General features: G+C 64.8%; 21 protein-coding genes. 15 read left to right on the top strand and 6 right to left on the bottom strand.

Features of this window, described 5'->3' with window-relative positions; all coding sequences use genetic code 11:
• Window positions 1-7 precede the first annotated feature (7 nt).
• Window positions 8-304 (top strand): type IV toxin-antitoxin system AbiEi family antitoxin domain-containing protein, encoded by a 297-nt coding sequence (locus tag CSW57_RS24305; RefSeq protein ID WP_143696553.1) that lies wholly within the window; start codon window positions 8-10, stop codon window positions 302-304.
• Between the two features lie 11 nt (window positions 305-315).
• Here the strand turns inward: CSW57_RS24305 and CSW57_RS15650 are convergent, their stop codons facing one another.
• On the bottom strand, window positions 316-1,353 hold the full coding sequence (locus tag CSW57_RS15650; RefSeq protein WP_099384513.1) for an LLM class F420-dependent oxidoreductase: 1,038 nt from the start codon (window positions 1,351-1,353) through the stop codon (window positions 316-318).
• 64 nt (window positions 1,354-1,417) lie between these two features.
• On the opposite strand from CSW57_RS15650, the gene CSW57_RS15645 reads away from it, so the two are divergent.
• From CSW57_RS15645 to CSW57_RS15625, 5 genes are all read left to right on the top strand, one after another.
• On the top strand, window positions 1,418-2,434 hold the full coding sequence (locus CSW57_RS15645; RefSeq protein WP_099383651.1) for a Zn-ribbon domain-containing OB-fold protein: 1,017 nt from the start codon (window positions 1,418-1,420) through the stop codon (window positions 2,432-2,434).
• A gap of 17 nt (window positions 2,435-2,451) precedes the next feature.
• Entirely contained in the window at window positions 2,452-3,474 is a 1,023-nt protein-coding gene (locus CSW57_RS15640; RefSeq protein WP_099384512.1) for a thiolase domain-containing protein, read from the top strand.
• Complete coding sequence (locus tag CSW57_RS15635) at window positions 3,474-4,649, top strand: thiolase domain-containing protein (RefSeq protein ID WP_062797183.1); 1,176 nt, start codon at window positions 3,474-3,476, stop codon at window positions 4,647-4,649. The genes CSW57_RS15640 and CSW57_RS15635 overlap by 1 nt, the downstream gene beginning before the upstream one ends.
• A 34-nt stretch (window positions 4,650-4,683) precedes the next feature.
• A complete protein-coding gene (locus tag CSW57_RS15630) occupies window positions 4,684-5,127 on the top strand; it encodes a nuclear transport factor 2 family protein (RefSeq protein ID WP_023961186.1) in 444 nt (147 codons plus the stop codon).
• 72 nt (window positions 5,128-5,199) lie between these two features.
• Window positions 5,200-6,030 carry a TylF/MycF/NovP-related O-methyltransferase gene (locus CSW57_RS15625; RefSeq protein WP_099384511.1) on the top strand — a complete coding sequence of 277 codons (831 nt, stop codon included), beginning with the start codon at window positions 5,200-5,202 and terminating at the stop codon, window positions 6,028-6,030.
• Window positions 6,031-6,097: 67 nt separating this feature from the next.
• Here CSW57_RS15625 and CSW57_RS15620 read toward each other — a convergent pair whose 3' ends face one another.
• Window positions 6,098-7,369, bottom strand: coding sequence for a cytochrome P450 (locus tag CSW57_RS15620; RefSeq protein ID WP_099384510.1), 1,272 nt, complete (start codon window positions 7,367-7,369; stop codon window positions 6,098-6,100).
• Between the two features lie 153 nt (window positions 7,370-7,522).
• Here CSW57_RS15620 and CSW57_RS15615 point away from each other — a divergent pair, with 153 nt between their 5' ends.
• From CSW57_RS15615 to CSW57_RS15595, 5 genes are all read left to right on the top strand, one after another.
• The gene (locus CSW57_RS15615; RefSeq protein ID WP_099383650.1) at window positions 7,523-8,689 is read left to right on the top strand and encodes a steroid 3-ketoacyl-CoA thiolase; all 1,167 of its coding nucleotides are present in this window, start codon (window positions 7,523-7,525) and stop codon (window positions 8,687-8,689) included.
• Window positions 8,690-8,695: 6 nt separating this feature from the next.
• Window positions 8,696-9,175 (top strand): nitroreductase family deazaflavin-dependent oxidoreductase, encoded by a 480-nt coding sequence (locus tag CSW57_RS15610; protein WP_099383649.1) that lies wholly within the window; start codon window positions 8,696-8,698, stop codon window positions 9,173-9,175.
• A 115-nt stretch (window positions 9,176-9,290) separates the two neighbouring features.
• A complete protein-coding gene (locus CSW57_RS15605) occupies window positions 9,291-11,027 on the top strand; it encodes an alkaline phosphatase D family protein (RefSeq protein WP_099383648.1) in 1,737 nt (578 codons plus the stop codon).
• Between the two features lie 25 nt (window positions 11,028-11,052).
• Window positions 11,053-12,132: a metallophosphoesterase gene (locus CSW57_RS15600; RefSeq protein WP_099383647.1), complete on the top strand. Its 1,080-nt coding sequence runs from the start codon at window positions 11,053-11,055 to the stop codon at window positions 12,130-12,132.
• Window positions 12,133-12,164: 32 nt separating this feature from the next.
• Window positions 12,165-12,818, top strand: a complete 654-nt coding sequence (locus CSW57_RS15595; protein ID WP_023961176.1) for a GNAT family N-acetyltransferase — start codon at window positions 12,165-12,167, stop codon at window positions 12,816-12,818.
• Between the two features lie 72 nt (window positions 12,819-12,890).
• On the opposite strand, the gene CSW57_RS15590 is transcribed toward CSW57_RS15595, so the two are convergent.
• Genes CSW57_RS15590 through CSW57_RS15580 form a run of 3 tightly spaced genes read right to left on the bottom strand, consistent with a single transcriptional unit; the run spans window position 12,891 to window position 15,014 of the window.
• The gene (locus CSW57_RS15590; RefSeq protein WP_099384509.1) at window positions 12,891-13,250 is read right to left on the bottom strand and encodes a nuclear transport factor 2 family protein; all 360 of its coding nucleotides are present in this window, start codon (window positions 13,248-13,250) and stop codon (window positions 12,891-12,893) included.
• Window positions 13,251-13,266: 16 nt separating this feature from the next.
• Entirely contained in the window at window positions 13,267-14,187 is a 921-nt protein-coding gene (locus CSW57_RS15585) for an SDR family oxidoreductase (protein WP_099383646.1), read from the bottom strand.
• A 41-nt stretch (window positions 14,188-14,228) separates the two neighbouring features.
• Complete coding sequence (locus tag CSW57_RS15580) at window positions 14,229-15,014, bottom strand: SDR family oxidoreductase (RefSeq protein WP_099383645.1); 786 nt, start codon at window positions 15,012-15,014, stop codon at window positions 14,229-14,231.
• Between the two features lie 91 nt (window positions 15,015-15,105).
• Here CSW57_RS15580 and echA20 point away from each other — a divergent pair, with 91 nt between their 5' ends.
• From echA20 to CSW57_RS15560, 4 genes are read left to right on the top strand one after another with little or no spacing between them, the layout of a single operon-like run.
• Window positions 15,106-15,879: a (7aS)-7a-methyl-1,5-dioxo-2,3,5,6,7,7a-hexahydro-1H-indene-carboxyl-CoA hydrolase gene (gene echA20, locus CSW57_RS15575; protein ID WP_099383644.1), complete on the top strand. Its 774-nt coding sequence runs from the start codon at window positions 15,106-15,108 to the stop codon at window positions 15,877-15,879.
• Window positions 15,880-15,884: 5 nt separating this feature from the next.
• Window positions 15,885-16,775 carry a CoA transferase subunit A gene (locus tag CSW57_RS15570; RefSeq protein WP_099383643.1) on the top strand — a complete coding sequence of 297 codons (891 nt, stop codon included), beginning with the start codon at window positions 15,885-15,887 and terminating at the stop codon, window positions 16,773-16,775.
• Complete coding sequence (locus tag CSW57_RS15565) at window positions 16,772-17,560, top strand: CoA-transferase (RefSeq protein WP_030172601.1); 789 nt, start codon at window positions 16,772-16,774, stop codon at window positions 17,558-17,560. Before CSW57_RS15570 ends, CSW57_RS15565 begins: the two co-directional genes overlap by 4 nt.
• On the top strand, window positions 17,557-18,645 hold the full coding sequence (locus CSW57_RS15560; protein ID WP_099383642.1) for an NAD(P)H-dependent flavin oxidoreductase: 1,089 nt from the start codon (window positions 17,557-17,559) through the stop codon (window positions 18,643-18,645). The genes CSW57_RS15565 and CSW57_RS15560 overlap by 4 nt, the downstream gene beginning before the upstream one ends.
• 92 nt (window positions 18,646-18,737) lie before the next feature.
• Here the strand turns inward: CSW57_RS15560 and CSW57_RS15555 are convergent, their stop codons facing one another.
• Window positions 18,738-19,514 (bottom strand): hypothetical protein, encoded by a 777-nt coding sequence (locus CSW57_RS15555; RefSeq protein ID WP_099383641.1) that lies wholly within the window; start codon window positions 19,512-19,514, stop codon window positions 18,738-18,740.
• Window positions 19,515-19,732: the final 218 nt, after the last annotated feature.

Below are 19,732 nucleotides of genomic sequence, written 5' to 3'. Positions count from 1 at the left end.
TGGTGTCATGGACACAACTCGATGGCATGGCGCGGTCACCCGCGGTGAGCTGATGGGGCTCGGGTACACACCGAGCGAGATACGAAGCGCCTTACGGGCGGGCATCGTCTATGCGCTCGCGCCAGGAATTTTTGCGCTTCCGACGCTGCGGGCACTGCCGCGCGAAGAACAACACCGTGAGTTCTCGTGCGCGATGGCCCGCGGCGTAGTCGCGGCTGGCGCACTGCCGTGTGCCTCGCGCGCCGGATTGAACCAGTGCGCGAGACTCGAACCCGTGCGTCACCCGGGCGCGGCGAAATTTTAGAACATGTTCACTCAGACGAGAGTGCCCAACCGGGTGATCTGGTCGACGTCGCGGGTGGTCACCATCAGCATGCTGACGCCGGCTTGTTCCCACCGTTTGATCTGCGACCGCACCTCGTCTTCATCACCGACGATCAACGTCTCGAGGACCATCTCGTCGGGAACCGCGGCGATGGCCTCTTCCTTGGCTCCGGACAGGAACTTCTCCCCGATGTCCCGGACCACGTCTTCGTAGCCCATCCGCTTGTAGACCTCGGCGTGAAAGTTCTGTTCCTTGGCGCCCATACCGCCGACGTACAGCGCCGTCGACGGCCGGTAGGCGTCGATCACCGCGGCCGCGTTGTCGGTGATCTCGACCTGCACGGTGGCCGCGACTTCGAAGGTGTCGCGGGTGCGCCGCGCCCCCGCCCGTGCGAAGCCTTCGGCCAGCCACTGTTCGTACATGTCCGACAGCCGCGGGGTGTAGTAGATGGCCAGCCATCCATCGGCGATCTCCGCCGACAGCGCGACGTTCTTGGGCCCCTCGGCCCCGAGCCAGATCGGCAGGTCACTGCGTAGAGGATGGGTGATCGGCTTGAGCGACTTGCCGAGCCCTGTCGATCCCGGCGCATCGGACGGGTACGGCAGAGGATAGTGCGGCCCGGGGTTGGTCACGCGGTCTTCACGCGCGAGCACGTCGCGGATCACCTGTACGTACTCGCGGGTGCGCGCGAGTGGTTTGGCGAACGGTTCCCCGTACCATCCCTCGACCACCTGCGGACCCGACACACCCAGTCCGAGGATGTGCCTGCCGCCCGAGAGATGGTCCAGCGTCAGCGCGTGCATGGCGGCCGATGTCGGTGGTCGCGCCGACAGCTGCGCGATGCCGGTACCCAGCTTGATGGTGGACGTCTGCGACCCCCACCACGCCAGCGGCGTGTAGGCATCCGAACCCCACGACTCGGCGGTGAACACCGCCTCGTATCCAGCGGCCTCCGCCGCGGCGATGAGAGCCGGCGCGTCCGGGATCGGCGCGGCCCCCCAGTACCCCAATTGCAGACCGAGCTTCATGGCCGCGACCTCCTGTTCGGTCAACTCCTTGCGAGAATAACTAGAACCTGTTCTACTCGATTCCGTGAGCGTGAACCAGATATCTGCCGGATTCGCAGCCCTAGTCGCCCCGATCGAAGATCCAAGCGATCCAGTTCTGTCCGCACCGTTGAGCAACTCCTTCGATTACACCCGGTCCCTCGGGCCGGTACTCGGGCGGTTCGCCCAGGGGTTGCTCGACGGCAAGGTCATCGGCGGTCGATCCGCCGACGGGACCGTCTACGTACCCCCGGTCGAGTTCGACCCCGGTACGCACAAACGGATCGAAGACTTCGTCGAGGTATCGCCGACCGGAACCGTGAAGTCATGGACCTGGATGGCCGAACCGTTTGAGGGACAACCTCTTTCCAAGCCCTTCGGATGGGCTCTGATTCAACTCGACGGGGCGGACACCAGCCTGCTCCATGCAGTCGCCGTCGACTCCCCCGACGAACTGAGCACCGGGATGCGGGTGCACGCCGTCTGGAACACCGAGCGCACCGGCCGCATCGACGACATCGCGCACTTCGCCCCCGGCGACGACGTGGCATCGGTACCGGACAACACGGCCGAGGTGCCGCATCCCGGCGTGATGATCACCACGCCGATCGCCCTGACCATGAACCACACCGCCTCGATCGAAGAGACCTGGTATCTGCAGGGACTCAAAGAGGGCAAGCTGTACGGCGGCCGCACCGGTCCCGACGCGCCGGTCTACTTCCCGCCCCGCGGCGCAGACCCGACCGACGGCAACCCGACCGGCGAGGTCGTCGAGGTGTCGGACAAGGGCACCGTCACCACGTTCTGCATCGTCAACGTGCCGTTCCTCGGTCAGCAGATCAAACCGCCGTACGTTGCCGCCTACGTTCTCCTCGACGGTTCGGACATCCCGTTCCTGCACCTGATCCTCGACATCGAGGCCAGTGAGGTGCACATGGGTCTTCGTGTGGAAGCCGTGTGGCGCCCCCGCGAGGAATGGGACTACACCCTGCGAAACATCAGCCACTTCCGGCCGACGGGCGAACCCGACGCCGACTACGACTCGTACAAGGACCACCTGTGAGCAGCACATACCGCGACATGCCGCCGATCGCAGTGATCGGATTCGCGCACAGTCCACACGTCGACGAGACATTCGGCACCACCAACGGCGTCGAGATGCTGGTGCCCTGTTTCCAGAAGCTCTACGCCGAGCTGGGCATCACCCGCACCGACATCGACTTCTGGTGCTCGGGGTCCTCGGATTACCTTGCCGGGCGCGCGTTCTCGTTCATCTCCGCGATCGACTCGATCGGGGCTGTTCCGCCGATCAACGAATCGCACGTCGAGATGGACGCCGCGTGGGCTCTGTACGAGGCATGGGTGAAGATCGCCACCGGCGAGGTGGATGTGGCTCTGGCCTACGGATTCGGCAAGCCTTCGGCATCGCACACCGACCAGGTGCTGGCGTTGCAGACCGACCCGCACACCGTCGCCCCCCTGTGGCCGGACGCCCGTTCGCTCGCAGCCCTGCAGGCCCGCGCGGGCCTCGACTCGGGAGCATGGACCGAAGCGGACATGGCGGCCGTGGCCGCGCGTGGCACCGACCGCTCGGTGGAGGATCTGCTGGCGTCCGACTACGTCTCCGATCCCCTTCGGGCACATGATGTCTGCCGCTACACCGACGGCGCCGCTGCGATCATCCTCGCCAGCGAACACCGCGCCAAGCAGCTCGTGGCCCGTCCCGCATGGATTTCCGGCTGGGACCACCGGATCGACACGCCCAACTTCGGTGCCCGGGATCTCACCAGGTCACCGTCGACCAAGCTCGCCGGCGATGCCGTCCTCGGCGACAACCGCAAGGTCGACGTCGCCGAGCTCCACGCGTCCTACACGCATCAGGAACTGATTCTCAAAAACGAGCTGGGACTCGATGATTCGACGATCATCAACCCGTCGGGCGGCGCACTGGCAGCCAACCCGCTGTTCTCCGCGGGCCTCGAGCGCATCGGCTTCGCCGCGAGCACGATTCTCGCCGGCAACGCCGACACCGCACTGGCCCACGCGAGCAGCGGACCGCTGCTGCAGCAGAACATGGTCGTCAAGATGGAAGGCAAGAACTGATGGGCCGGTATCGGGCTGCGGTGCAGGGCACCGGGCAGACCAAGTACGTGGCCAAGCGCCACGACGTGTCGATGGCCGGGATGTGCCGCGAAGCGATCGACAAGGCGCTGGCCGATGCGCAGGTGACGATGGACGACATCGACGCCGTTGTCGTCGGTAAGGCCCCCGACCTCTTCGAGGGCACGATGATGCCCGAACTCGCCATGGCCCAGGCGCTCGGCGCCGAGGGCAAACGGCTGATCCGCGTGCACACCGCCGGATCGGTGGGCGGTTCGACGGCAAACGTGGCAGCCAGCCTGGTCACCTCAGGTGTTCACCGCCGGGTGCTCGCGATCGCGTGGGAGAAGCAGTCCGAGTCGAATGCCATGTGGGCGTTGTCGATTCCGGTTCCCTTCACCATGCCTGTCGGCGCAGGCGCAGGCGGGTTCTTCGCCCCGCACGTACGCTCCTACATCCGCCGCTCCGGTGCACCCGAGCACATCGGCGCGATCGTCGCTGCCAAGGACCGTCAGAACGGTGCACTCAATCCGCTGGCCCACCTGCATCAGCCCGACCTCACCGTGGAGAAGGTGATGAGCTCGCAGATGCTGTGGGATCCCATCCGCTACGACGAGACGTGTCCGTCATCGGACGGCGCCTGTGCCGTGGTGATCGGCGACGAGGAGACCTCCGACGCCAAGGCGGCCGACGGTATCCCCGTGGCATGGATTCACGCGTCGGCGATGCGCACCGAACCGCTGTCCTACTCGCATCGCGACACCGTCAGTCCACAGGCAGGCCGCGACGCCGCCGCCGCTTTGTGGAAGGCCGGCGGCATCTCCAATCCCCTCGAGGAGATCGACGCCGCGGAGATCTACGTGCCGTTCTCGTGGTTCGAGCCGATGTGGCTCGAGAACCTCGGGTTCATGCCCGAGAACGAAGGCTGGAAGCTCACCGAGGCAGGCGAGACCGCAATCGGCGGCAAACTGCCGGTCAACCCGTCGGGCGGAGTGCTCTCGTCCAACCCGATCGGGGCCTCGGGCATGATCCGCTTCGCCGAGGCGGCCATCCAGGTGCAGGGCAAGGGCGGCGACCATCAGGTGGTGGGCGCGCGAAAGGCACTCGGCCACGCGTACGGCGGTGGCTCGCAGTACTTCTCGATGTGGCTCGTGGGCGCGGACAAGCCCACCCACTGACCGACCGCCTGCTGGACCAACCTACGGAGATCTCGTGACCAAAGCAGAACCGGCGTACCTCAACATCGATCGGGAGAACAACCCCGCGGTTGTCGCCGGACGGCGCTCGCGCGAATACGTCGCCTCGCGGGACAAGGACGCCTGGGTGAAGCTCTTTGCACCCGACGGCATCGTGCAGGACCCGGTGGGTCCCTCGATGTTCGACGAAGAGGGCATCGGATTCACCGGCCACGACCGGATCAGTCACTTCTGGGATCTGTCGATCGGCACCACCGAGAGCATCGAGTTCGTCTTCGACGAAGAAATCATCTGTGGCAACGAGGTTGCCTACATCGGCAAGATCGTCACCCACATCCACGGCCACATCTCCGAGGCACGTGGCGTCTTCACCTACCGCGCCAACCCGGACGGCTCGCTGGCCGCTCTGCGCGCGTTCTGGGAAGTGGAGAAGACGATCAATTCGGTGCGCAAGGCCTGAGGTCCGCACCACGGAAACGCCCGAAGGTCCAGTGGTGCCGGCCTGCGCGTGATGGCTGGCACCATAGGGCTCATGTTCGAACGTGTGCGGCGTGGTGCCAGACAAAAACTCCAGCGTGCTGTGTCCGAGGTGGTCGACGACTCGAGCCGGGAGACAAACGCACTCGTCGAGCAGTTTCACAGGCAGACAATGGACTTGCTCTCGGAGACCCGAGAAGAAGTCGTTGCACTGCATCGCCGGGTGAATCACCTCGAACAGCAGGTCCGCCGCGACCTCACCCACGTGATGGACACAGATGCCGCTCGCCAATCAGGTGACTTCGTCCTCGCGCACCTGCCCAAAGCTCCGCAGTTCTGGCATCCTCACGACACACTGCGGTACGCGCTGTCGCAGGTGCACATCCCTGGTATGGCATTGGAATTCGGGGTCGCGACCGGTACCACCCTGAACATCATTGCCGCAGAACTGAAAACAGAGCACCGCATCTATGGATTCGACGTCTTCTCAGGACTGCCGGACACGTGGCGAAGTGGCTTCGCCGCCGGCGAGTTCGCGCAGGACACGTTGCCGGACGTTCCCGGGGCGGAGTTGGTACCGGGATTGTTCGAGGACACGCTGCCCGATTTCCTCACCGCCCATCGCGAGCCGGTGTCGTTCCTGCACCTCGACGCAGACCTTTATTCATCCACCGCAACGGTGCTCGGTCTCGTCGGACAGCGGCTGATGGCAGGCACGATCATCGTGTTCGACGAGTTCTTCAACTACCCGGGCTGGCAGCAGCACGAGTACCGGGCATGGCAGGAGTTCGTGAGTCGCACCGGCATCGAGTTCGAATACCTCGGCTACACAGCCAGTCACGAACAGGTCATCGCGCGGGTCACGTCGCCGGGCGTTCGTCCGTGAATGTCGCTCTGCCAGAACACAAGAAGCCCCGGACGTGTCGTCCGGGGCCTCTCGTAGATCGTGCGACTCAGGCAGTGCCGTAGTTGACCGACAATTCCTTCACACCGTTGATCCAGCCGTGGCGCAGACGGCGCGGCTCGGCGAGCTTGGTGATGTCGGGCATGTGGTCGGCGATCGCGTTGAAGATCAAGTTGATCTCCATGCGGGCCAGGTTCGCACCCACGCAGTAGTGCGCGCCGTGGCCACCGAATCCGACGTGCGGGTTCGGGTCACGCAGGATGTTGAACTCGAAGGGGTTCTCGAACACATCCTCGTCGTAGTTGGCCGAGCCGTAGAACATGCCGACGCGCTGACCCTTCTTGATGGTCACACCACCGAGTTCGACGTCGTGACGGGCCGTGCGCTGGAAGGCGTTGACCGGAGTGGCCCAACGGACGATCTCGTCCGCGGCGGTCGCGGGGCGATCGCGCTTGAAGATCTCCCACTGCTCCGGGTTGTCGAGGAACGCGTTCATGCCATGGCTGATGGCATTACGGGTGGTCTCGTTACCCGCGACGGTCAGCAGGATGACGAAGTAGCCGAACTCGATCTCGTCGAGTGACTGGCCGTCGATGTCGGCGTTGACGAGTGCGGTGACGATGTCATCGGCCGGACACTTCTTGCGATCTTCGGCCATCGTGTACGCATAGCCGAGGATCTCGGCCGACGAGAGCTGAGCCGGGGTGAGCCCCGACTCAGGGTCCACCTCGTTGAACTCCGGGTCGTCGGCGTTCATCATGTTGTTCGACCAGTGGAAGAGCTTCTCGCGGTCGTCCTCGGGGACACCGAGGAGATCTGCGATCGCCATCAGCGGCAGGTTGACCGCGACGTCGTCGACGAAATCGCCGGTTCCCTTGGCAGCGGCGTCTTTGACGATCTTCTGCGACGCATCCTCGAGCTTCTCCTCGAGCGCGTGCACCGCCTTCGGGGTGAACATCTTCGCCACCAGCTTGCGCAGGCGGGTGTGCTCGGGCGGGTCGTGGTTGATCAGCAGCGCCTTGGTGACGTCGAGCTGCTCTTGCGTCATCGAGTCCTCGAAACGCATGATCACGCCGTTCTCGGCGGTAGACCAGTTCTCGTTGTTCTTCGAGATCGCGCGCACATCTTCGTGCTTGCTGACGACCCAGTACCCACCGTCGTGGAAGCCGCCGCCCTTTCCTTCTTCCTGGGCGTTCCACCACACCGGCGCTGTCTTACGCAGCTCCGCGAATTCCTTGACCGGGATGCCTTGTTCCAACAGGTCTGGGCTGGTGAAGTCGAACCCTTCCGCGAAAGGGCAAACCTTCTCGGCCTGCGTCATTGCAACCACCTAAATGCTAGACATGAACGTGTTCTAGTCGATGGTAGAGCAAGATGCGTCACAGTGGCTACTACCTGGTGAAATAGGACTTGTGTCCAGTTGGCAACTTGTTCTAGTTTTGGAATCAGACATCTGCATTCGAAGGGATTTGACATGGGAAAACCGGTGATTGTCGAGGCTACTCGCAGCCCGATCGGGAAGAGGGCCGGTTGGCTGTCCGGACTGCATCCGGCCGAGCTCCTGGGGCTCACCCAACGAGCCGTCATCGAACGGGCCGGGATCGACCCGTCGGAGATCGAGCAGGTCATCGGCGGATGTGTGATGCAGGTGGGCGCGCAGTCCAACAACGTCACGCGCACGGCCTGGCTGCACGCCGGGCTGCCGTGGCAGGTGGGCGCGACCACCGTCGACTGCCAGTGCGGATCGGCTCAACAGGCCAATCACCTGATCGCCGGCCTCATCGCCACCGACACCATCGACGTCGGCATCGCGTGCGGTGTCGAATCGATGACCACGGTGCCGCTGGGTGCGAACGTCATGCTCGAAGGCGCAGGCGAACGTCGCCCGGAGTCCTGGGACATCGACATGCCCAACCAGTTCGAGGCGGCCGAACGCATCGCCACCCGGCGGGGCATCACCCGCGCCGACGTCGACGCACTCGGTGAACGCAGCCAGCGTCTCGCCAAGCAGGCATGGGACGAGGGTCGGTTCGACCGCGAGGTGTTCGGCGTCAAAGCTCCCGAACGCACCAAGGAGGGCGAGTTCACCGGCAACATCCTCGACGTGAACCGCGATCAGGGGATGCGCGACACCACGCTTGAGTCGCTCGGCAAACTCCGTCCGGTCATCGAAGGCGGAATCCACACGGCCGGCACGTCCTCGCAGGTCTCCGACGGCGCCGCCGCGATCCTGATCATGGATGAGGACAAGGCGAAGGCACTCGGCCTCAAGCCGCGCGCACGTTTTGTCGCCCAGGCCCTGGTGGGCGCCGAGCCGTACTACCACCTCGACGGGCCCGTGCAGTCCACCGAGAAGGTCCTGGCGAAGGCCGGGATGAGCATCAACGACATCGACCGCTTCGAGGTCAACGAGGCGTTCGCGTCCGTCCTGCTCTCGTGGGCCGCGGTCCACGGACCCGACATGGACAAGGTCAACGTCAACGGCGGCGCGATCGCATTGGGCCATCCCGTCGGATCCACCGGGTCGCGACTGATCACCACTGCACTGCACGAGCTCGAGCGGTCCGACAACTCGACGGCTCTGATTACGATGTGCGCGGGTGGGGCGCTCTCCACCGGAACCATCATCGAGCGGATCTGAGGTCGCGTGCCACAACAGGAAGCTCCCAAGGCGCTCAACAGCAAGGCCGTCAGTACCATCGTCAAACTCGGGTCACGGGCGAACACCAAGATCTACAAGTTGACCGGTGGACGTATCGGGTCGAAGTGGCGGGTGGGAGCCGGGTTCAAGGAACCTGCTCCGGTCATCCTGCTGACCGCAATGGGCCGCAAATCGGGCAAACCGCGCACGGTGCCGCTTCTCTATCTGCGTGACGGCGCCAACGTGGTGGTCGTTGCCTCGCAGGGTGGGATGGCGTCGAACCCGGCCTGGTATTACAACGTCAAGGCCAATCCCGATGTGAGCATCCAAGAGGGACGCAAGACGGTAGCCATGCGAGCGCGTGAGGCCGACGACCAGGAACGGGCGCGCCTCTGGCCCAAACTCGTCGAGGTGTACGCCGACTTCGACAACTACGCGGCCTGGACCGAACGCAAGATCCCGGTGATCATCTGCGAACGGAAATGAGCCCGGTGTCGCGCAGCGGCGCGGCCGGGCGGACAAGAATTCATCCCCGGGGCGCCTGAAATTCTCGAAGAAGCGCGATGGTCGGTGGAACTGGTGTGTCAGGATTCGAGGCGACATGTCTGCGATTCCAGAGTCTTCACGCGCCAGTGCCTCCGCCTCATCGGCTGACCACCTGACCTCAGGTCCACCCGTCAGCGGCCCCTCCCGACGAACTTTCCTGGGCGGAGCCGCGATCGGCGCGGTCGGCGTCCTGGGCACGGTCTACGCGGGCAGTGCTACAGCCGACGGAACGAAAGCCCCGAGCGGTAACGTGTTTCGTCACGGTGTGGCGTCCGGCGACCCACTGCCCGACCGGGTGATCCTCTGGACCCGCGTCACCCCCACACCCGATGCCGTCCCCGGATCGGGCACGGGTGCATCCACCACCGTCCGCTGGGAGGTCGCGACCTCACCCGACTTCGGATCCGTGGTCTCGTCCGGCGTCACCACCACCGGCCCCGAGCAAGACCTCACCGTGAAGGTCGATGCCGGCGGCCTGTCCCCGAACACCAACTACCACTTCCGGTTCCACGTCACCGGTGGGCCGGCCGCCGGTTCGATGTCGCCGGTGGGTCAGACGAAGACCGCCCCCGCCACCGCCGCGGACGTGGCAAAGGTCCGCTTCGGCGTGGTGTCGTGCTCCAACTGGGAAGCCGGCTACTTCAGTGCCTACCGGCACCTCGCGGCTCAGCCAGGGCTCGACGCCATCGTGCATCTGGGCGACTACATCTACGAGTACGGCACTGCAGAATTCGGTGGGGGCACCGGCGTCGTGCGCCCCCACGACCCTCTGCACGAGATCGTGTCGCTGGCCGACTACCGGACTCGGCACGGCCAGTACAAGTCCGATCCTGACCTGCAGGCCGCGCATCTCGACCTGCCGTGGATCTGCACCTGGGACGACCATGAGTCGGCCAACGACGCCTACGCCGGAGGCGCCGAGAACCACGACGCCAGTGAAGGCGACTGGCCTGCGCGCAAGGCAGCCTCCGAGCAGGCCTACTTCGAGTGGATGCCGGTGCGTCCGGAGGCCGACGCCGGTGGTCGCCATCTGTACCGGCGCCTGCGGTACGGCAATCTGCTCGAGATCTCGATGCTGGATCTGCGCACCTACCGCACCGAACAACAGTCCATGCTGTCCAACAAGGTCGACAGCACCTCGGCGAGCATCACCGGTTCGGCACAGATGTCGTGGCTCACCAACGGCGTGGTGTCCTCCCCCACGCGGTGGAAGATCGTCGGCAACCCGGTGATGATCAGTCCGATCCTGATCCCCCCGCTGGAGCCGGCCACAACGGCAGCGCTGACCGACCTGCTCGGTGTGCCCAAGGGCGGCATCCCACTGAACTCCGACGCGTGGGACGGCTACACCGCCGACCGCGACCGTCTGCACAAGGCGTTGCGCGACAACCACGTCGAGAACACCGTGTTCATCACCGGCGACATCCACATGTCGTTTGCCTGCGACGTGCCCGTGGACGCCGCGAACTACCCCGGGGCGGGCACGGTCGGCACCGAACTCGTGGTGACCTCGGTGACGTCGAACAACATCGACGACATCGTCGGCGCGCCCGAGTACACGGTGGGAGCGGCCGCGGCCGTGGCGATGACCAACATCAACCGGCACATCCGCTGGGTCGACACCGACGCGCACGGTTACGCAGTCCTGACGGTGACTCCGGCTGCCACACAGATGGATTGGTTCTTCGTGAACAACCGCGCCGACCCGCGATCGGGACAGCGCTACGGCCAGTCGTGGCGGGTGCCGAGCGGCACGCAGCGCGTGCAGCCCTCTGGTTCACCAGCCCAGTAGTACCGGCCCGACCTAGGATTCCTTGATGACCAACACCCCGTCCTCGCCGAACAACGGCATCCGCCGGCGTACCTTCCTCGCCGGATCGGCCGCCGCCGCAGGCGCAGGCCTGGTCCTGTCCGGACCTGCGCGAGCTGGTGGCCTCCCGTCGGGTCGGCCGGGTTTTCCCCAGACCGGTTCGTCGGTGCGGGTGCTGATCACCGGCGATGCCGGTACCGGCGAAGCCCCGCAGTACGCGGTCACCAAGGCCGCTCGCGCGCTGCACGCGCAGAATCCGTTCGGACTGGCAATCGGACTGGGCGACAACATCTACGAGTCGGGCCCCAACGGACCCGACGACAAACAGTTCGAGGAGAAGTTCGAGAAGCCGAACACCGGCCTCGACTTCCCGTGGGTGATGGCGTTGGGCAACCACGACACCACCGCGGTCTTCCCGGGTGACGGTGGCTGGCTGCTGCGCGGCGATGCGGAGGTCGCCTACCACTCGCGGTCGAGCCGCTGGTACATGCCGCGGCGCTACTACTCGGTGGCCGTTCCCGAGCAGGCGCCGGTCGTCGAGTTCTTTGTCCTCGACCTGAATCCGATCGCCGCCTATATCCCACCGTTCTTGGCGCCTTACTGGGAGCCGAACGGGACCTACATGACGGCGCAACGCAAGTGGCTGCGTGAGGCTGTCGCGGCATCGACGGCCACGTGGAAGATCGCGTGCACCCACCACCCGTACATCAACAACGGGCCGCACGGCAGCGCCGGTGGATATGACGGGATCCCCATACCTCCCATCAACGGCGTGCTGGTCAAAGAGTTCTTCGAGCAGGAGATCGCCGGGCGGTTCCACTTCTTCATGTCCGGTCACGACCATTCGTTGCAGGTCTTCGACCCCACCATCGCCTCCAAGGGAACACGTCAGCTGGTGTCGGGTGCGGCGGCCAAGACAGTCGAAGACCGCTCGTCCAAAGAGCATCCGGCACTGTACGAGAACTTCCGTGACCGCGGGTTCATGACGATGGACATCACGGCCTCGGGTGTGGATCTGCAGGTGTTCACGGTGGACCTGGCCACGGGAGATCCCACTCAGGTCTTCACGAAGTCGTACTCCGGCTGACCGCACCGGCCGATCCCTAATAGGATCGGGGTATGACTGATCCAGACCGTGCCGCCACCCGCCGTGACATCACCGCTGCCCTCGAGGCCGCCTTCGAACGCCGCCACGAAGTGCTCGATGCCATCGTGGAGGCCGAAGACCGGTCCGCAGCCGTTTCCGCCATCGCGAACCTCCTCTCCGTGCCCACCATCGGCGCCGAGGCGGTGCTGGGGATGTCGTTCGACCGCCTGACCGTGTCGGCGCGGCGGGCCAACGCAGCCGAGCTCGAAGATTTGAACAGCAAGCTCACGTTCACGCAGACCGAACGTCCCGCGGCCACCGCAGAAACGTTGACGCTGCGGCCTTTTGATGACAGCGATGCCGACCTCTTCGCCGCACGCACCTCCGATGTCGGGGCCGCGGGCGACGGGAGCGGCACTCCCGCGTCGGGCATCGACGACGAGATCGCCGCCGCCCGCAGTCGCATGAAGGCAGAAGAGGCCGTGTGGCTCGTGGCCGTCGAAGGCGACGACAAGGTGGGCATCGTGTTCGGTGAGCTGTCGGGCGGCGAGGTGGATGTCCGGATCTGGATCGCACCCGAGCACCGCAAGCGCGGGTTCGGCACGGCAGCCCTTCGTCGTTCACGCTCTGAGCTGGCTGCGTACTTCCCCGGCGTCCCCATGGTCGTCCGGGCTCCCAGCTCCTGAGTTCTACCCGTCAGACCACAAAGACGCTCCCCCGAGTTCTGGGTGGAGCGTCTTTGTCATGTCGTTCACTGCTCAGCGGTGCGGCACGCCGAACTTGGCAACGATCTTCTTGATCTGTCCGGCCTCGTCGAACTCGAAGCTCTCGATGACCTTGGAGCGCAGGCCGAGTGGTTTGGGCTGGACGTTCACGTAGAACGTGACGTGCACGGTCCGGCCTTCCACCCGAGCCTGGAACTCGGTGATCGCGTGGATGACCTTGTACTGCGGGCCTCGACTGAGGCTGCGGCGCAGATGATCACCGCTGCGCCCCGTTTTCACGCCCATCTCGATACGAACGCAGTCGGGGTGAAACGGTACGCCGGACGGGTCGTGGCTTGCCAGAGCGTCCACATAGGCTTTCGCGCCGGCGATCAGGTCGGCGTCGGAGCTCATCGCTTCTGCCCCCGGATCATCGGGCACCGTAGACCGGCATCGGTGTCGGTGCCTCGGCGAGGATGTCGGTGACAACCGGTCCGAGTTCCGCCGGATCCCATCGAGCGCCCTTGTCCCGCTTGACGCTGCGCTGCCAGCCGTCGGTGACCGAGACGGTCCCGCCCTCGACCTCGAACACCCGCCCGCTGACACTGCCGGCCTCCTCGGAGCCGAGCCATACCACCAGTGGGGACACGTTGGCCGGGTCCATCGTGTCGAAGGAACCGTCCTCGGGCGGCGCCATCTGCGCGGCCATCGCGTCACCTGCGCTGGTGGTCATGCGGGTGCGGGCCGACGGCGCGATGGCGTTCACCGTCACGCCGTACGCCTTCATCTCGGCGGCAGCCTGGATCGTCAGTTCGGCGATGGCAGCCTTTGCGGCCGCGTAATTCCCCTGTCCCACAGAGCCGTACAGACCGGCGCCCGACGACGTGTTGATCACACGAGCGGCCCGCGGATTGCCGGCTTTCGACTCGGCGCGCCAGTACGCGGCGGCATGACGCAACATCGCGAAGTGGCCTTTGAGGTGCACCCGGATGACGTTGTCCCAATCTTCTTCACTCATGGACACCAGCATCTTGTCGCGGAGGAAACCGGCGTTGTTGACCAGGATGTCCAGTGCCCCGAAGGTTTCGATGGCCGTGTTCACCAGGTTCTGCGCACCGGTCCAGTCGGCCACGTCGTCGCCGTTGACAATTGCCTCGCCGCCCGACGACTTGATCTCTGCGACAACCTGTTCGGCCGGGCTCTCGCCGGTGGTCGACCCGTCGAGCCCCGCGCCGATGTCGTTCACCACGACCTTGGCGCCTTCGCGCGCATAGGCGAGCGCGTGTTCGCGACCGATCCCCCGTCCGGCACCGGTCACGATGACCACTCGGCCGGCCACGATTCCACTCATCAATTCGCTCCTCGAAGTTTGTTGTTGGTTCGGTGAATAAATCAGGACGTCGGCGCGTGGACAGAGTTGTCCGCGGTCGCGGCGTCCAGGAAAGCCAGTCGTTCGCCGCCACCGTGCACGGCCACCGTCGACCCGGTGACGTACTCGGCCAGGGGGGAGATGAGAAATGCCACCGCGTTACCCACATCGGTGGGTACTGCCATGCGCCCCATGGGAATTGTGCGTCCCACCGCGGCGATGCCTTCCTCGTCGCCGTAATGGAGCTCTGCCAGTTCGGTCTGGACAGCGCCCACCACAACCGAGTTCACCCGCACCCGCGGCGCCCATTCCACGGCGAGCGAACCGGTCAGTGAATCGAGCCCGGCTTTGGCCGCGCCGTACGCCGCGGTGCCCGGTGAGGGTCGGTGACCGCTGAGGCTGGAGACGTTGATGATCGATCCGCCGCGTTCCTGACCGAGCATGATCCGGTGAGCGGCCTGTGCGACAACAAGCGGCGCGAGCAGATTCAGCTCGACGATCTTGGAGTGGAAACGCGGGGATGCGTCGGCCGCAAGGGCGAAGGGTGACCCGCCCGCGTTGTTGACCACGGCGTCGAGTGCGCCGTGCCGAGCAACGATGTCGTCGAGCATCGCTGCAACCGCCTCGGCATCGCGGATGTCGCAGCTCGCGAACTCGGTATACGGGGCGGAATCGGGGTCGTCGGCAGGGCGCCTCGCGCACGCGATCACCGTGGCACCCAGCCCGGTGAGGACCGAGCTGATACCTGCACCGACTCCCCGGACACCACCGGTGACCAGCACAACCCGCCCGGACAGCTCCAGGTCCATTCAGTCTCCCGCTTCGCTCGGTTCGTTCGGTGTTAAAGTACCAAGCAATTGCTTGGTTGGTCTACAGCCCGACGGTACGCGAGGAGCATCGATGCCCATCACCACCACCACGGTCGAACCGGGGATAGTCACGGTCACGGTCGACTTCCCCCCGGTCAACGCCTTGCCATCGGCGGCCTGGTTCGAACTCGGCGAGGCCATCACGGCCGCGGGCCGAGACCGCGCCACCCATGTGGTGATCCTGCGGGCCGAGGGTCGCGGCTTCAACGCAGGAGTCGACATCAAGGAGATGCAGGCGACCGAGGGATACGACGCCCTCATCGCCGCCAACCGGGGATGTGCGGTCGCCTTCGCCGCGGTCTACGACTGCGAGGTGCCGGTCATCGTCGCGGTCAACGGCTTCTGCGTCGGCGGCGGCATCGGCCTGGTCGGCAATGCTGACGTGATCGTCGCCTCGGACGATGCCGTGTTCGGACTTCCCGAGGTCGACCGCGGTGCGCTCGGAGCAGCCACCCATCTCGCACGCCTCGTCCCGCAGCACACCATGCGAACCCTGTACTTCACGGCGCAGAACGTCACCGCCCAGCAACTCGAGCACTTCGGGTCGGTGCAGAAGGTGGTGCCGCGTGCCGAGCTCGACGAGGCCGCGCTGGAGATCGCCCGCAAGATCGCCGCCAAGGACACCCGCGTGATCCGCGCAGCAAAGGAAGCGATCAACGGTATCGACCCGGTCGATGTGAAGACGAGTTACCGCCTGGAACAGGGATTCACGTTCGAGCTGAACCTCGCCGGCGTCGCCGACGAACACCGCGACGCCTTCGTGGAGACCGGAAAGCCCAAAAGCGCAACGAGTAAAGGGGCCTGAACACAGTGGCAACCGACAAGACCAGCAGTCTCGACGACATCGTCGGCGAGATCGAGAGCGGCATGACCATCGGGATCGGTGGCTGGGGTTCGCGACGCAAGCCGATGGCACTCGTGCGGGCCCTGGCCCGATCGAACGTCGAGGACCTCACCGTGGTCACCTACGGTGGCCCTGACCTCGGGTTGCTTTGTGCCGCAGGCAAAGTGACCAAGGCATACTACGGCTTCGTCTCGCTCGACTCGCCGCCGTTCTACGACCCGTGGTTCGCCCACGCCCGTACCACCGGCGCCATCACCGTGCGTGAGATGGATGAGGGCATGGTGAAGTGCGGACTCGAAGCCGCCGCATCGCGCCTTCCGTTCCTGCCCATCCGCGCCGGACTCGGATCGGACGTGCTCAAGTTCTGGGAAGGTGAACTCGAAACCGTCACCTCGCCGTACCCCGACGCCGACGGACGCAGCGAGACCCTTGTCGCGATGCCGGCCCTGAAACTGGATGCGGCGTTTGTGCATCTCGACATCGCCGACAAGCATGGCAACGCCGCCTACACCGGCGTCGACCCCTACTTCGACGACCTGTACTGCGGTGCCGCCAAGCGCCGCTACCTCGAGACCGACAAGCTGGTGAGCACCGAAGAGCTGGTGGCAGCCGTTCCCGTGCAACGACTTCTGCTCAATCGGCTGAACGTCGACCGGGTGGTGCACACGCCGAACGGCGCTCACTTCACCTTCGCCGGCGACTACAAACGCGACGAGGCGTTCCAGCGTTTCTACGCCGAGTCCGCCAAAGACCCTGCCAGTTGGCAAGAGTTCTCCGACCGATTCCTCGCCGTCGACGAAGAGCAGTACCAAAAAGAGGTCGAGGCATGGAACGCCGAACGAAAGGCCGCACAGTGACATCACCCGCGAGTTCCACCGAATCGAACGTCACCCGGGCCGAGATCTGTGTGATCGCCTGTGCCGAGATCTTTTCGGGCGCCGGCGAGACCATGGCCTCCCCGATGGCCACCACCCCGCTCATCGGTGCCCGCCTCGCCCGCCTGACGAGCGAGCCCGACCTGCTCATCACCGACGGCGAGGCGTTGATCTTCGCCGACACCCCCGCTGTGGGCGCCAGTGGTCCGATCGAGGGCTGGATGCCGTTCCGCAAGGTCTTCGACGTGGTCGCGTCGGGTCGTCGCCATGTGGTGATGGGCGCCAACCAGATCGACCGCTACGGCAATCAGAACCTGTCGGCGTTCGGTCCACTGCAGCAGCCGACCCGTCAGATGTTCGGTGTGCGCGGCGCGCCCGGGAACACCATCAACCACCCGACGAGCTACTGGGTCGCCAAGCATTCGGCCAGAGTGTTCGGCGGGGTTGTCGACGTGGTGTCGGGTGTCGGATACGACAAGGTCGACCCGGCGAACCCGGCGTACCGCTTCCTCGACATCCATCGAGTGGTCACCAACCTCGGGGTCTTCGACTTCAACGGTCCCGACCACACGATGCGTGCGTTGAGCCTGCACCCCGGGGTCAGCGCCGATGAGGTCGCCGAGAACACCGGCTTCGAGGTCGCGGGTCTCGCCGAGGCCGGCGTGACGCGCACCCCGTCCGACGAGGAATTGCGCCTGATCCGCGAGGTCCTCGACCCGAAGGGGCTGCGGGAGAAGGAAGTCAAGCCTGTCGAGGCCGCGAAATGACGGCTCCTGCGCCGGCGCTTGCCACCCGATTCACCAAGCTGGTCGGGATCAAGTACCCGATAGTCCAGACCGGCATGGGCTGGGTATCGGGGCCATCGTTGACGTCGGCGACATCCAATGCCGGCGGTCTTGGCATTCTTGCGTCGGCAACGATGACTTATGGCGAACTCGAAGCTGCCGTTCTGAAGACGAAGTCGCTGACAGACAAGCCTTTTGGCGTCAACATCCGTGCCGACGCCACCGACGCGCCAGAGCGGATCGACCTGCTGATCCGCGAGAAGGTGAAGGTCGCTTCGTTCGCGTTGGCGCCCAAGCCTGACCTCATCAAGAAGCTCAAAGACCACGGCGTTGTGGTCATACCGTCCATCGGTGCGGCCAAGCATGCGGTGAAGGTGGCGTCCTGGGGTGCCGACGCGGTCATCGTGCAAGGCGGCGAAGGTGGCGGACACACAGGACCGGTCGCCACCACCTTGCTCCTGCCCAGCGTTCTCGATGCGCTTGGACCTGAGGGCATTCCGGTGGTCGCAGCCGGCGGTTTCTTCGACGGCCGCGGACTTGTAGCCGCCCTGTCGTACGGCGCCGAGGGTGTCGCGATGGGCACCCGCTTCCTGTTGACGTCTGACAGTGCGGTACCTGACGCGGTCAAGAAGGAATACCTGAGCCGGGGGCTCAGCGACACGGTGGTGTCGAAGAAGGTCGACGGAATGCCGCACCGGGTTCTGCGAACCGAGTTGGTCGACAAGCTCGAGTCGGGCAGCGCCCCCACCGCGCTTGCGGCCGCAGCCAAGAACGCCAACAAGTTCAAGCAGATGACCGGCATGAAGTGGTCAGTGATGCTCAAAGACGGGCGCACCATGCGCAAGTCGGGCGAGCGCACCTGGCAGCAGATCATCATGGCCGGCAACACCCCGATGTTGTTGCGCGCCGGACTCGTCGAGGGCAACGCCGAAGCCGGTGTGCTGGCGTCGGGTCAGGTGGTCGGAATGATCGATGACCTCCCCAGCTGCGACGAGTTGGTTCAGTCGATCATGTTGTCGGCGTGGACAAATCTTGAACGCCTGGGGAAGTTCAGTCCGGGGGTCTGAGCCCAACTGACAATGGGACCGGACTTGCTTTAGGGCTACGCACTCCAATACCTATCGCGAACGGTCGCATCGAAGCACCTGAGCCTGCGGCACTACCAGAGGATGGCTCCTCGATTGTGTCGCAGAATGTGAGTAATTGCTTTGGCCTGTCGAACGTAGGCGCTAGCCTCGGTTTCGGAATAGCCGGATTCGGTGCCGTGGACAACTCCGTTGCGAACGCCTCTTAGGTAGAGGACTGCCTCTCTAACGGGAGCATCCAGGTGAGGAATTAAGTAAGCGACCGAGAAGGGGCGTCGACCGAAGTTGCTCTTTTTGTCTTTCGATGCAATTCCCAGATCGTAATACTTGCTCCGCGCAACGGTCTCCAGTTCAATGAAGGCCTTCAACATCGCCATGTCCGGATCGATATCGATTAATCTGTCGGGGCGGCCAGCATCTGGACCCCCTGTGGACGGAACGGGAGGATCAGGCTGGTCAGCCGGAGGACCGTCAGCGTCAATCGCCTCCGCGACCTTCGACTGTCCCACCTCAGGGCGAAAGCGCTCCACGCGCAGGTGGCCCCCAGGAAATGTAGCTTCGAACGAATCACCCTCAGCCAATCGGCCAATCAGAATCTGCAGCACGTCCTTGATTGGCCGTCGGAAGAGCAGAGCTAGTACTAGGGCAGCCAGAGGCCAAGCTACCCCTTTGCTAAAGTCCGCAGCTAATCTCCATGCCTCCAGCGATGGGTGGACCCAATAACCAAGGAAGATTGCGACACCCGCCACACCGATTAGTGCCACTGCAATGTATGGCCAGATCGCCCGGTCAGCCGTATCGCGGTTACTCACGACGAAATCAAAGCACAGGTCGCCTCGCTGCGCGCTCACATCCGGGAGGACGCCCCTACGGCCCCGGCACGCAATACGGCCGCCGTCTTGTCGCCCCTGACCGCCGCAACTTCTTGGCGCTATGGCTAGTACAAAGGCGGAAAGCTGCAAATCGCAGCCGTGCCAGGGCCCGAAAGGGACCTCAACCGGCCCAGAAGGGCTGCGAAACTGACCCAGGAGCTGGGCCTCTTGGTAATTCGAATGTCAGACCCTGTCGC

The sequence above is a fragment of the Williamsia muralis genome, assembly GCF_002735905.1.
GTDB lineage: Bacteria > Actinomycetota > Actinomycetes > Mycobacteriales > Mycobacteriaceae > Williamsia > Williamsia muralis_A.
Note: the sequence above shows the minus strand (reverse complement) of the source record. Positions and strands in the feature narration are given on the sequence as shown.

Excerpts from the sequence above, each read along its gene's own strand:
- CSW57_RS15640 (WP_099384512.1), top strand. The coding sequence starts at position 2,452 with ATGCCGCCGATCGCAGTGATCGGATTCGCGCACAGTCCACACGTCGAC.
- CSW57_RS15650 (WP_099384513.1), bottom strand. The coding sequence starts at position 1,353 with ATGAAGCTCGGTCTGCAATTGGGGTACTGGGGGGCCGCGCCGATCCCG.
- CSW57_RS15595 (WP_023961176.1), top strand. The coding sequence starts at position 12,165 with ATGACTGATCCAGACCGTGCCGCCACCCGCCGTGACATCACCGCTGCC.
- CSW57_RS15635 (WP_062797183.1), top strand. The coding sequence starts at position 3,474 with ATGGGCCGGTATCGGGCTGCGGTGCAGGGCACCGGGCAGACCAAGTAC.
- CSW57_RS15590 (WP_099384509.1), bottom strand. The coding sequence starts at position 13,250 with ATGAGCTCCGACGCCGACCTGATCGCCGGCGCGAAAGCCTATGTGGAC.
- CSW57_RS15585 (WP_099383646.1), bottom strand. The coding sequence starts at position 14,187 with ATGAGTGGAATCGTGGCCGGCCGAGTGGTCATCGTGACCGGTGCCGGA.
- CSW57_RS15560 (WP_099383642.1), top strand. The coding sequence starts at position 17,557 with ATGACGGCTCCTGCGCCGGCGCTTGCCACCCGATTCACCAAGCTGGTC.
- CSW57_RS15620 (WP_099384510.1), bottom strand. The coding sequence starts at position 7,369 with ATGACGCAGGCCGAGAAGGTTTGCCCTTTCGCGGAAGGGTTCGACTTC.
- CSW57_RS15625 (WP_099384511.1), top strand. The coding sequence starts at position 5,200 with ATGTTCGAACGTGTGCGGCGTGGTGCCAGACAAAAACTCCAGCGTGCT.
- CSW57_RS15605 (WP_099383648.1), top strand. The coding sequence starts at position 9,291 with ATGTCTGCGATTCCAGAGTCTTCACGCGCCAGTGCCTCCGCCTCATCG.
- CSW57_RS15615 (WP_099383650.1), top strand. The coding sequence starts at position 7,523 with ATGGGAAAACCGGTGATTGTCGAGGCTACTCGCAGCCCGATCGGGAAG.
- CSW57_RS15580 (WP_099383645.1), bottom strand. The coding sequence starts at position 15,014 with ATGGACCTGGAGCTGTCCGGGCGGGTTGTGCTGGTCACCGGTGGTGTC.
- CSW57_RS24305 (WP_143696553.1), top strand. The coding sequence starts at position 8 with ATGGACACAACTCGATGGCATGGCGCGGTCACCCGCGGTGAGCTGATG.
- CSW57_RS15600 (WP_099383647.1), top strand. The coding sequence starts at position 11,053 with ATGACCAACACCCCGTCCTCGCCGAACAACGGCATCCGCCGGCGTACC.
- echA20 (WP_099383644.1), top strand. The coding sequence starts at position 15,106 with ATGCCCATCACCACCACCACGGTCGAACCGGGGATAGTCACGGTCACG.